At 58.1% G+C, this 11661-nt stretch carries 10 protein-coding genes; 6 read left to right on the top strand and 4 right to left on the bottom strand.

What is annotated here, in order from left to right; genetic code table 11:
• Window positions 1–4: 4 nt before the first annotated feature.
• The 6 genes from ABLU67_RS01670 to ybiB all read left to right on the top strand — a co-directional run bounded on the left by ABLU67_RS01670 (window position 5) and on the right by ybiB (window position 7611).
• The gene (locus ABLU67_RS01670) at window positions 5–754 is read left to right on the top strand and encodes a glucose 1-dehydrogenase (protein WP_014228506.1); all 750 of its coding nucleotides are present in this window, start codon (window positions 5–7) and stop codon (window positions 752–754) included.
• Window positions 755–767: 13 nt separating this feature from the next.
• Window positions 768–1613 carry a transketolase gene (locus ABLU67_RS01665; RefSeq protein WP_014228507.1) on the top strand — a complete coding sequence of 282 codons (846 nt, stop codon included), beginning with the start codon at window positions 768–770 and terminating at the stop codon, window positions 1611–1613.
• On the top strand, window positions 1613–2605 hold the full coding sequence (locus ABLU67_RS01660; RefSeq protein ID WP_014837873.1) for a transketolase family protein: 993 nt from the start codon (window positions 1613–1615) through the stop codon (window positions 2603–2605). The genes ABLU67_RS01665 and ABLU67_RS01660 overlap by 1 nt, the downstream gene beginning before the upstream one ends.
• A 300-nt stretch (window positions 2606–2905) precedes the next feature.
• Entirely contained in the window at window positions 2906–4255 is a 1350-nt protein-coding gene (gene rhlE, locus ABLU67_RS01655; protein WP_025108102.1) for an ATP-dependent RNA helicase RhlE, read from the top strand.
• 200 nt (window positions 4256–4455) lie between these two features.
• On the top strand, window positions 4456–6600 hold the full coding sequence (dinG, locus tag ABLU67_RS01650; RefSeq protein WP_032748835.1) for an ATP-dependent DNA helicase DinG: 2145 nt from the start codon (window positions 4456–4458) through the stop codon (window positions 6598–6600).
• A gap of 42 nt (window positions 6601–6642) precedes the next feature.
• Window positions 6643–7611 carry a DNA-binding protein YbiB gene (ybiB, locus tag ABLU67_RS01645; RefSeq protein WP_025108100.1) on the top strand — a complete coding sequence of 323 codons (969 nt, stop codon included), beginning with the start codon at window positions 6643–6645 and terminating at the stop codon, window positions 7609–7611.
• Window positions 7612–7746: 135 nt separating this feature from the next.
• Here the strand turns inward: ybiB and ybiJ are convergent, their stop codons facing one another.
• From ybiJ to ABLU67_RS01625, 4 genes are all read right to left on the bottom strand, one after another.
• Complete coding sequence (gene ybiJ / locus ABLU67_RS01640; protein WP_004130722.1) at window positions 7747–8007, bottom strand: DUF1471 family protein YbiJ; 261 nt, start codon at window positions 8005–8007, stop codon at window positions 7747–7749.
• Between the two features lie 284 nt (window positions 8008–8291).
• The gene (locus ABLU67_RS01635) at window positions 8292–8558 is read right to left on the bottom strand and encodes a DksA/TraR family C4-type zinc finger protein (protein ID WP_348852126.1); all 267 of its coding nucleotides are present in this window, start codon (window positions 8556–8558) and stop codon (window positions 8292–8294) included.
• Window positions 8559–8626: 68 nt separating this feature from the next.
• Window positions 8627–9304 carry a PKHD-type hydroxylase YbiX gene (gene ybiX / locus ABLU67_RS01630; protein ID WP_025108099.1) on the bottom strand — a complete coding sequence of 226 codons (678 nt, stop codon included), beginning with the start codon at window positions 9302–9304 and terminating at the stop codon, window positions 8627–8629.
• Between the two features lie 45 nt (window positions 9305–9349).
• On the bottom strand, window positions 9350–11638 hold the full coding sequence (locus ABLU67_RS01625; protein ID WP_048261135.1) for a catecholate siderophore receptor Fiu: 2289 nt from the start codon (window positions 11636–11638) through the stop codon (window positions 9350–9352).
• Between the last annotated feature and the right edge of the window lie 23 nt (window positions 11639–11661).

The following is an 11661-nucleotide window of genomic DNA, read 5'->3' as shown; positions in this document are numbered from 1 at the left end:
AAATATGTTATTAAAAGATAAAGTCGCCATTATTACTGGCGCGGCCTCCGCACGCGGTTTGGGTTTTGCCACCGCCAAATTATTTGCCGAGAACGGCGCCAGCGTGGTCATTATCGACCTCAATGGCGAAGCCAGCAAAGCCGCAGCGGCGGCCCTGGGCGAAGGCCATCTTGGTCTGGCAGCGAACGTCGCCGATGAAGTTCAGGTGCAGGCCGCAATCGAACAGATTCTGGCGAAATATGGCCGGGTCGATGTGCTGGTGAATAACGCCGGCATTACCCAGCCGCTGAAGCTGATGGAAATTAAGCGCGCCAACTATGACGCTGTGCTGGACGTCAGCCTGCGCGGCACGCTGCTGATGTCGCAGGCGGTTATTCCGGCGATGCGGGCGCAAAAATCGGGCAGCATTGTCTGTATCTCTTCGGTTTCCGCCCAGCGCGGCGGCGGTATCTTCGGCGGCCCGCACTACAGCGCGGCAAAAGCCGGTGTGCTCGGCCTGGCGCGGGCGATGGCGCGCGAGCTTGGCCCGGATAACGTCCGCGTAAACTGCATCACGCCCGGGCTGATTCAGACCGATATTACCGCCGGCAAGCTGACCGACGACATGACGGCCAATATCCTCGCCGGGATCCCGATGAACCGTCTGGGCGATGCGGTGGATATCGCGCGCGCCGCCCTGTTCCTCGGCAGCGATCTCTCTTCCTACTCGACCGGTATCACCCTGGACGTGAACGGCGGCATGTTAATCCACTAAGCGAGGCAAGCAGATGAAGATGACAGAAACACAACAAGTTGCCGCGGCGGCGTGGCGTATTCGTCGCTATGCCCTGCAAATGGGCGAAGTCCAGGGGCAGGGCTATATCGGCCAGGCATTAGGCTATGCGGATGTGCTGGCCACCGCCTTCAGCCACGCGATGCGCTACCGTCCGGAAGATCCGCAGTGGGAAGGGCGTGACCGTTTTCTGCTCTCTCACGGTCATTACGCCATCGCCTATTATGCGGCGCTGCTGGAAGCGGGAATTATCCCGGAAGAGGAGCTGGAGACCTACGGTTCCGACGACAGCCGCCTGCCGATGTCGGGCATGGCGACCTATACGCCTGGAATGGAGATGTCCGGCGGCTCGCTGGGGCAGGGGCTCTCCATCGCCGTCGGGATGGCGCTCGGTCTGAAGAAGAAGGGCAGCGCATCCTGGGTTTTTAACTCTATGTCGGATGGGGAGCTGGACGAAGGTTCAACCTGGGAAGCGGCGATGTCGGCCGCCCACTACGGCCTGACTAACCTGATTAACCTCGTTGACGTGAACAAACAGCAGGCGGACGGCGATTCGCGCAAAATTCTCGGCTTTGAGCCGCTGCATGAAAAATGGGCCGCCTTCGGCTGGTACGTGCAGCGCGTGGACGGTAACGATCTGGCGGCGGTGGTGGCCGCCTTTGATAACGCGAAAAATCATGCGGGCAACCAGCCGCGGGTCATTTTATGCGACACGCTGATGGGCAAAGGGGTGCCGTTCCTTGAAACCCGCGATAAGAACCATTTTATCCGCGTCGATGCCGACGAATGGCAAAAAGCGATTGCGGTGCTGGACGCCAACAAACCGGAAGGAGTGCTGTAATGAGCCAGAGTAAACCACGCTTAAAAACGTCGGCGATGATCGCCTCCATTGCTGATGAAGGGCAGGCGACCGTTTCCGCGCCGTTTGGCGTCGCGCTCTCGAAGCTGGCGGCCCAGCGTCCGGAAATCGTCGGTATGACCGCGGACCTGTCAAAGTATACCGATCTACATATTTTCGCCCAGGCCTTTCCGGATCGCTTCTTCCAGATGGGAATGGCGGAGCAGCTGCTGATGGGGGCCGCCGGGGGAATGGCGAAGGAGGGATTTATTCCCTTCGCCACCACCTATGCCGCTTTTGCCACCCGTCGCGCCTATGATTTTATCCATCAGGTGATTGCCGAAGAGCATCTGAACGTGAAGATCTGCGCGGCGCTGCCGGGCCTGACCACTGGCTACGGGCCGAGCCATCAGGCAACGGAAGATCTGGCGATTATGCGCGGCATTCCCGGCATGGTCATCGTCGATCCCTGCGATGCGCTGGAGATAGAGCAGGCGGTACCGGCGATTGCCGACCACGACGGTCCGGTCTATATGCGTCTATTGCGCGGTAAGGTGCCGCTGGTGCTCGATAAATATGATTATCAGTTTGAGCTGGGCAAGGCGAAGCTGCTGGAGGACGGTAACGATGTACTGATTATCTCTTCCGGGCTGATGACCATGCGCGCCCTCGAGGCGGTTGAAAAACTGCGGGCCGATAATATCAGCGCGGCGGTGCTGCATGTCCCCACCATCAAACCGCTTGATGAAAAAACGATCGTTGCGCAGGCTTCGAAGCCCGGCCGTCTGGTGGTGACCGCGGAAAACCACACGTCGGTCGGCGGGCTGGGGGAGGCGGTTGCCGCGCTGCTGATGCGTAAAGGCGTACGCTGCGAGTTGGATACCGTCGGTTTGCCTGACGAATTCCTGCTGGCCGGCGCGCTTCCTACGCTGCACGACCGCTACGGCATCTCCACAGCGAAGATGGTCGAAAAAATTAAGTATCGCCTGCGTTAATCGCTTTCGCCGCCGCGTTGTGGGGGGGCGTTTCTCTGCTTTTGTTCGCGGTTTCCCCGTCGAGGCATTAAACGGGCTATTTCGGGGACGCCTGGCGCGAAGCGCCATCGCCGCTTCTCATCGACAGGACGGGGAGCAGTGGTTTGTTAGCCGGAGGATTCTTTTCGGCAGATTTTATGCGGTTCGTCACAAAATCTGCTAGACTGCGCAGCTTCATGGCATTGTGGTTTTTGCCATCTCTTTCGCAATAATCTCCCTGAAAACTACGCCTGTGACGGGCCGGGGCGGTTCGGAGTTGTTATGTCTTTTGATTCCCTTGGCCTGAATCCTGAAATCCTGCGCGCCGTCGCTGAGCAGGGCTACGTTGAGCCAACCCCAATTCAGCAGCAGGCTATCCCGGCAGTATTACAGGGGCGCGATCTGATGGCCAGCGCTCAGACCGGTACCGGCAAAACGGCGGGATTTACGCTGCCGCTGCTTCAGCATCTGATCCAACAGGAGCCGCATGCTAAAGGGCGTCGCCCGGTGCGTGCGCTGATCCTGACCCCAACGCGCGAGCTGGCGGCGCAGATTGGCGAGAACGTCCGGGATTACAGCAAATACCTCAACGTTCGCTCGCTGGTGGTGTTCGGCGGCGTGAGCATTAATCCGCAGATGATGAAGCTGCGCAGCGGCGTCGATATCCTGGTGGCAACGCCGGGTCGTCTGCTGGATCTTGAACATCAGAACGCCGTGAGCCTCGACAAAGTCGAAGTGCTGGTGCTGGACGAAGCCGATCGTATGCTGGATATGGGCTTTATTCACGATATTCGCCGGGTGCTGGCGAAGCTGCCGGCCAGACGTCAGAACCTGCTGTTCTCCGCAACCTTCTCCGATGACATTAAATCGCTGGCGGAAAAGCTGCTGCATAACCCGCTGGAGATCGAAGTCGCCCGCCGCAACACCGCCTCTGAGCAGGTGAGCCAACTGGTGCATTTTGTCGATAAAAAGCGCAAACGCGAGCTGCTGTCGCAGATGATCGGTGAAGGTAACTGGCAGCAGGTGCTGGTCTTTACCCGCACCAAGCACGGCGCAAACCATCTGGCGGAACAGCTCAATAAAGACGGCATCCGCAGCGCCGCTATTCACGGCAACAAGAGCCAGGGCGCGCGTACCCGCGCATTGGCTGACTTTAAATCCGGCGGCATTCGCGTACTGGTGGCCACCGATATCGCCGCGCGCGGTCTGGATATTGAAGAGCTGCCGCACGTGGTGAACTACGAGCTGCCAAACGTACCGGAAGACTATGTGCACCGTATCGGTCGTACCGGGCGCGCCGCGGCAACGGGTGAAGCGCTGTCGCTGGTTTGCGTTGATGAACATAAACTGCTGCATGATATCGAACGCTTGCTGAAAAAAGAGATCCCGCGTATTGCCCTGGCGGGCTACGAGCCGGATCCATCGATTAAAGCCGAGCCGATTCAGAACGGTCGTCAGCAGCAGCGCGGCGGCGGTCGCGGTGGCCAGGGTCAGGGTCGCGGTGGCCAGGGGCAAGGTCGCGGTCAGCAGTCCGCTCCGCGTCGTACCGATGGCGAAGCGCCGAAAGCGCGAACTCAGGACGGTAAGCCTCCTCGCCGTCGTCGCCCGCGCAAACCCGCCGCGGCGGAGTAACGCTATCCCGTCACTCCTGTGGCGAGTGTCGCGATCGCGCGGCTAAACCACTGATGGGTTGTCCGGGTAAGACTCCTTACCCGGACGCGCTTCGCTCAGCATAACCTCGAGCGTGATTCCAGTTTGCTCAGAAAGACGTTCCTTCCGACGGCTAAAAAATGGCACAATAGTGGCTGTTTATACAGTATTCAGGTTTTCTCATGGCTTTGACCGCAGCGCTGAAAGCGCAAATCGCCGCCTGGTATAAGGCGCTTCAGGAACAAATCCCTGACTTTATTCCCCGTCCTCCGCAGCGGCAGATGATTGCCGATGTGGCGAAGACGCTCGCCGGGGAAGAGGGGCGACATCTGGCGATAGAAGCCCCGACCGGCGTCGGCAAAACCTTGTCATACCTGATTCCCGGCATCGCCATTGCCCGTGAAGAACAAAAAACGCTGGTGGTCAGTACCGCCAACGTTGCTCTGCAGGACCAAATCTACAGTAAAGACCTGCCGCTGCTGCGCAAAATCATTCCCGACCTGCGATTTACCGCCGCCTTTGGCCGCGGGCGCTACGTCTGCCCGCGTAACCTGGCCGCGCTTGCCAGCACCGAGCCAACGCAGCAGGATTTACTGGCCTTTCTTGATGACGAACTCACGCCTAACAACCAGGCGGAACAGAAGCTGTGCGCGACGCTGAAAGCGGACCTTGATAGCTACAAATGGGACGGCCTGCGCGATCATACCGATAAAAATGTGGATGATTCATTATGGAGCCGCCTGAGCACCGATAAAGCCAGCTGCCTGAACCGCAACTGCCACTATTATCGCGAATGTCCGTTTTTTGTCGCCCGCCGGGAAATCCAGGAAGCGGAAGTGGTGGTGGCGAACCACGCGCTGGTGATGGCGGCGATGGAAAGCGAAGCGGTGCTGCCAGAACCGAAGCATCTGCTGCTGGTGCTGGATGAAGGCCACCATCTTCCGGAGGTGGCCCGCGATGCGCTGGAAATGAGCGCGGAAATCACCGCCCCCTGGTACCGCCTGCAGCTGGATCTTTTTACGAAACTGGTCGCGACCTGCATGGAGCAGTTTCGCCCTAAAACCACGCCGCCGCTGGCGAATCCCGAGCGTCTGAATGGGCATTGCGAGGAGCTCTATGAGCTCATCTCCTCCCTGAATAATATCCTCAATCTGTACATGCCGGCCGGGCAGGAGGCGGAGCACCGCTTCCCGATGGGGGAGCTGCCGCAGGAAGTGATGGAGATTTGCCAGCGGCTGGCGAAGCTCACCGAAACGCTGCGCGGTCTGGCGGAGCTGTTCCTTAACGATCTGGGCGAAAAAACCGGCAGTCACGACGTGGTGCGTTTGCACCGGGTTCTGCTGCAGATGAACCGCGCGCTGGGGATGTTTGAAAGCCAAAGTAAACTGTGGCGGCTGGCATCACTGGCGCAGTCCTCCGGCGCGCCAGTGACCAAATGGGTCACCCGCGACCTGCGGGATGGCCAGATGCATATCTGGTTCCACTGCGTGGGGATCCGCGTCAGCGATCAGCTGGAGAGGCTGCTGTGGCGCAGCGTCCCGCATATCGTCGTTACCTCTGCGACGCTACGCTCGCTCAATAGCTTTTCGCGTCTGCAGGAGATGAGCGGGCTGAAAGAGAAAGCGGGAGACCGCTTTGTGGCGCTGGATTCGCCCTTTAATCATGTCGAACAGGGTAAAATCGTCATTCCGCAGATGCATTACGAACCGCTTATCGATAACGAAGAGCAGCATATTGCCGAGATGGCCGCCTATTTCCGGGAACAGGTTGAGAGCAAAAAGCATCTCGGCATGCTGGTACTCTTCGCCAGCGGAAGAGCGATGCAGCGGTTTCTCGAACACGTTACCGATCTGCGCCTGCTGCTGCTGGTTCAGGGGGATAAGCCTCGCTACCGGCTGGTCGAGCTGCATCGTAAACGCGTTGAAGGCGGCGAGCGCAGCGTACTGGTTGGGCTGCAATCCTTCGCGGAAGGCCTGGATTTAAAAGGCGAACTGTTAAGCCAGGTGCATATCCACAAGATCGCTTTCCCGCCGATTGACAGCCCGGTGGTGATCACCGAAGGCGAATGGCTCAAAAGCCTCAACCGCTATCCGTTCGAAGTTCAGAGCCTGCCCAGCGCGTCATTCAACCTGATTCAACAGGTTGGCCGCCTGATCCGTAGCCATAGCTGCTGGGGAGAGGTGGTAATTTATGATAAACGCCTGTTGACCAAAAACTACGGTAAGCGTTTATTGAATGCATTACCCATATTTCCGATAGAGCAGCCAGCCGTCCCTGAGGTTATAGTAAAAACTAAAATAAAACAGACGCGTCGCAAACGGCGTTAGCGGTGCAATGTCGACGCGGTGAGAAGCTCAGAGGAGCCTGCAATGGACTACAGCAAAATCATTAAAGAAGTCGGGCGCGGAAAAAACCACGCTCGCGACCTGGACGTGGAAACGGCCCGCGCGCTCTACTCGCGGATGCTTAACGGCGAGGTGCCTGACCTTGAGCTCGGCGGCATTCTTATTGCCCTGCGCATCAAGGGCGAAGGTGAAGCGGAGATGAAGGGCTTCTATGAAGCGATGCAGGAGCACACCATTAAGCTGACGCCGCCGGTCGGCAAACCGATGCCGATTGTGATCCCCAGCTATAACGGTGCGCGTAAACAGGCCAACCTGACGCCGCTGCTGGCCGTCCTGCTGCATAAGCTCGGCTTCCCGGTCATTGTTCACGGCGTTAGCCACGATCCCACCCGCGTGCTGACGGAAACCATTTTTGACCTGATGGGGATCCCGGCGACGCTTCACGCGGGCCAGGCACAGGCGCGGCTAGACAGTCACCAGCCGGTTTACGTTCCGGTTGGCGTATTTTGTCCGCCGCTGGAAAAACAGCTGGCGATGCGCTGGCGCATGGGCGTGCGTAACAGCGCCCACACCCTGGCCAAGCTGGCGACGCCGTTTGCCGAAGATGCGGCGCTGCGCCTGTCGAGCGTTTCGCACCCTGAGTACGTCGGTCGGGTCGCGAAATTTTTTGCCGGGATCGGCGGCCGGGCGCTGCTGATGCACGGTACTGAAGGCGAAGTTTACGCTAACCCGCAGCGCTGCCCGCAGATTAGCCTGATTGATGAGACCGGTACGCGGGTGGTTAACGAGCGTCAGGATGGCGCCGCTGCGCAGGCAGTCGCTCTGCCGGAGTCAAAAGATCCCGAAGTGACCGCGCGCTGGATCGAGCGCTGTATGGTCGGGAGCGAACCGCTGCCGTCATCGTTGAAAATTCAGCTGGCCTGCTGTCTTCTGGCCACCGGCGTGGTCTTGTCTCTGGAGCAGGGGCTGGCGAAGGTGGCTGAGAGCTGGTAACTCTATCGCAGGATCTCAGGCAAAAAAAAGCCCGTCCAGTGGCATGGACGGGCAAGGCAAGGGTATTAAAGGATCTTACAGGGTTAAAACAGTGGCATTACAGGGTGTTGCTGTTGCTACAGGGATAACTGACGATTATTTATAGATAACCGCAGTACCGCTCAGTTTGTTGTTGCTGTTAGCGGAGGTAATGCTATAGCCGGTTGCGCCAGCGGCCTCAGCTTTTTCAGCCAGTTTAGCTTCCAGTCCATCCAGCGTCGTCGCGCCTTCAGCGGAAACCACACCAATTTTGTTCATGCTCTCTGCCTGAGCCGATGTCACCGGCTGAGCGGCGAACGCGCCGAAAGACAGAGCGGAAAGGGCGATAGCGGCGGCAGCATATTTGATGTTTTTCATAGTTAATCTCTCGCAGGTTGTTCTGTATAGGGGACGATGTTCCGTCGATGTGATAAGTATCACGGTTTTTAGCGGGAGATAAAATCGAAGGAAATTAACAGTCTTCATCTAATTTTTTGAACGACTATTAATTTATTGAATATTAATAAATTATTTTAGCCGGCGGCGGCGAAACAGGTCGGGGCGGCGAACGGGGGGCTGGAAGGGCACATTTTGCCACGCCGTTTGCCAAAAAACGTGCGCGAAAAGATAACGCGATGTGCGTAATGAACGGTAAATATTGGTCAGCTAAGCTGGCTATCCTTGGAGCCTCTGCGATTATATCCTGAAAATGTATTGTTATGTAAATCTTTCTCCTGTTGGCATTTTACGCAGTATTTCACCCCCGCCACCGCCCGTCGACGCGCCTCAGGAATCGGCTCTCCGCATTCTTCACAAAATTTGTTGCTTTCCCCCGATGACAGTTCGTTTCGCGCCCGAGCTATCGCGTCGTTGATGGTGCTGTCGATCTGTTCCTGCACCGCGTCATCATTCGCCCAGCCTGATGCCATAGTTCACCTCGCTATCTCGCCTCTCTTTAGTATAGAGAATATGGGGATAAAAAATGACCAGACAAGGCTCAGATCTCTGACCATTCGCGCAGCAGGTTATGGTACAGATTAAGCAGAGACAGGACTTCGTCACTTTCGCCGTGGCGGCTTTTTAATTTCTGAATATTGCCATCCAGTTCAAACAGCATACTGCGGCGTTTATCGTCGCGGATCATTGACTGAACCCACAAGAACGAGGCGACGCGAACGCCTGAGGTCACCGGGGTGACGCAGTGCAGGCTGCTTGAAGGATAGAGCACCAGGTCCCCGGCAGGGAGCTTAACCGAATGCTGTCCGTAGGTATCGTTCACGACCAGCTCACCGCCTTCGTAGCTCTCCGGGGGGCTTAAAAAGAGCGTGGCGGAAAGATCGGTGCGCATCCAGCCTCCCTGCGCCTGGCTGCGCACCGCGCCGTCGACGTGGAAACCATAAGTTTCGCTCTGCTGATAACGATTAAACAGCGGGCTGGAAATCGCTTTCGGCAGCGCGGCGGCAAAAAACAGCGAGCTGCGATTCAGCGCCGCCAGTACGTTGCCCTGAAGTTCGCCGTAACGATTGCTGTGGGTATCAACCTGCTGGTTATTTTTGACCTGGGCGCCCAGATCGCCGGTCGTCACGCGCCCGTCGACCCATTCCGCCTGCTGCAGCTGAGCGATAAAATCGTCCACTTCCTGAGAGCTGAGAACGGCGGGAATATGATACATCATCGTTTTATCTCCGGAGAAAACGGGGCGCAGCCGCCCCGGGGTGGATCAGAAGTGCATATTGGCGGTGAGCACGAAGGTTCGCGGTTCACCCGGGTGATAACGGTAGCCGCTCTTGTTAATCGAGGCGACATAGTCGGTATCAAACAGGTTGTAGACGTTCAGCTGCAGGTCGAGATTACGGTTAATGCGATAGCCGACTTTGGCATCAGCCACCCAGTAGCCTTCGGTATAGGAAGGCGTGCCGACCGCACCGTCGCTGCCGCGATGCATGCTGCCGACGTATCGCGCGCCGGCGCCGACGGCGATCGCATCGGTGGCCTGATACTGGCTCCAGAGGGTAAACGCGTGCTCTGGCGTATACGGCAGCGCGCTGGTGCCATCCTGGGCGGTATTCGCGCCTTCACGAACGCTGGCGTGCTGTTGGGTATAGCCGCCAATCACCTGCCAGTCGGGCGTGATATTACCGGCCAGAGAGATCTCATAGCCTTCAACGCGCTTCTTACCGTACTGCGAATAGCTGCCGTCGTCGTTCTGCTCGACTTCGTTTTCAATATCGGTGCGGAAGAGGGCGGCGGTCAGCAGCAGGCGCTTATCCATCAGCTCCCACTTGGTGCCGACTTCGCTGGTTTTGGCCTTCTGCGGTTTAAAGTCGGTTCGGTTGGCGCTGCTGCCGGTGCCGCTTTGCGCGAGGGTGAAGTTGCTCCCTCCCGGCGGCTGCTGGGAGACGGCGTAGTTGACGTAGAGGTTGCCGTTATCGGTCAGGTGGTACAGCGCGCCAGCCTTCCAGTTAACCAGGTTACCGCTGGTTGAGGTATCGACGGTGGTGACGGGGGTATTTTTCGCGACTCCGGTCGGGCAGGCGATGGCGCCGCGTCCGGTACCGCCGCACAGGCTGGCGCTATCGTATTTGGTCTGGTAGTTATCCAGACGGATCCCGCCGTTAAGTTCGACGTCCTGGGTTATCTGCAGCGTATCGAAAGCATAGACGCCGAAGGTATCCGTCTGTCCGTTAGCGTTGGCGCCGCTGCGGTTCAGGCCGCCGATGGAGATATCGCTGTTCGGATGATAAATATTCACCGCCGGAGGCGTGAGCGGATATACCCCGTAGTTGGTCTGGGTTTCGCGGGTAAATTCCACACCGGTGCTGACGTCATGACCGATGGCCCCGGTATAGAACGTCGACGTCAGGTTAGTCTGGTTGGTCAGGATCTTGTTGCTGGTATCTTTGGTGTTCGCCAGGCGCGACCAGGTCCAGGTGCCGACATCGTTGGGGTTTGGCTGAGTGATGTTTGACGCGCCGCCCATCACCGCAGTCATCAGGTAATCCTGCTTCACGCGAGACCAGCGGGTGGTGTTGCGAATCGTCGTCGTGTCGCTCAGGTCGTGCTCGAAGCGCATCGTCACGGTATCGGTTGTGGAATCATCGTAGTCGGAGTCGGTGCCGTAGAAGTTGCTGGTGGCGACCTTGCCGGAGTGATTCAGCGCCGAGGTGCCGGCGTTGGGAGCGGAATAGCCCGGCAGACCGATGGTGGGAATGCCGCCGTCGGGCGTGTTGTGCTGGGTTACGTGCAGATAGTTAAGATACAGGCGGTTTTCGGTGCCGAGGCCAAATGCGGCCGATGGCGCGACGCCGTAACGCTCGTTTTTCACCTTGTCCCGGCCCGCATCATGGGTTTTCTCGCCCATCAGATTCAGACGCACCGCGCTGGTTTCGCCAATGGCCTCGTTAATATCCAGGGTGCCGCGTCGGAACCAGGCGCTGCCCGCGCTGGCGGAGGCGTCGATGCCGGAATCGAGGCGCGGCTGTTTGCTGATCATATTGATCGAGCCGGTCGGCGCGCTGCGTCCGTAGTCGGAGCCTGAAGGTCCCTTGATGACTTCGATCTGCTCGGTATTAAAAGTATCGCGGCTGACGCTGCCGATATCGCGGATGCCGTCGACGTAAATGCTGTTGGAAGTGTCCGCCCCGCGCATGTAAATCGCGTCGCCGGTCGTCGAGTTGCCGTTTTCGCCGGCAAAGAAAGCGCCGACGCCGGGAACGTTTTTCAGCGCGTCGGTGAGGTTAGTGACGCCCTGGTCCTTCATCACCTGCTCAGAGACCACGCTAACCGTCCGCGTCGTGTCGGCGATCGGGCGTGAAAATTTAGGATCGGCGGAGCGGGTCGGCGCGTACAGCGATGGCGTCTGAGCTTCGACCACCAGCGTTTCGCCGCTATTTTTTTCAGTGCTATCCGCGGCAAGCAGCTGGCCGGTCGGAGAAAGACTCAGGCATAAGCCGGTGAAGAGAGTGAGCGAGTGAAAACTGCTGAACGGCAAATTGTTATTTTTTTCCATATCAATAAGTGACTTATAATTTT

Source organism: Klebsiella sp. GN_Kp190, assembly GCF_040061795.1.
In the GTDB taxonomy this organism is placed as follows: Bacteria; Pseudomonadota; Gammaproteobacteria; order Enterobacterales; family Enterobacteriaceae; genus Klebsiella; species Klebsiella michiganensis.
Note: the sequence above shows the minus strand (reverse complement) of the source record. Positions and strands in the feature narration are given on the sequence as shown.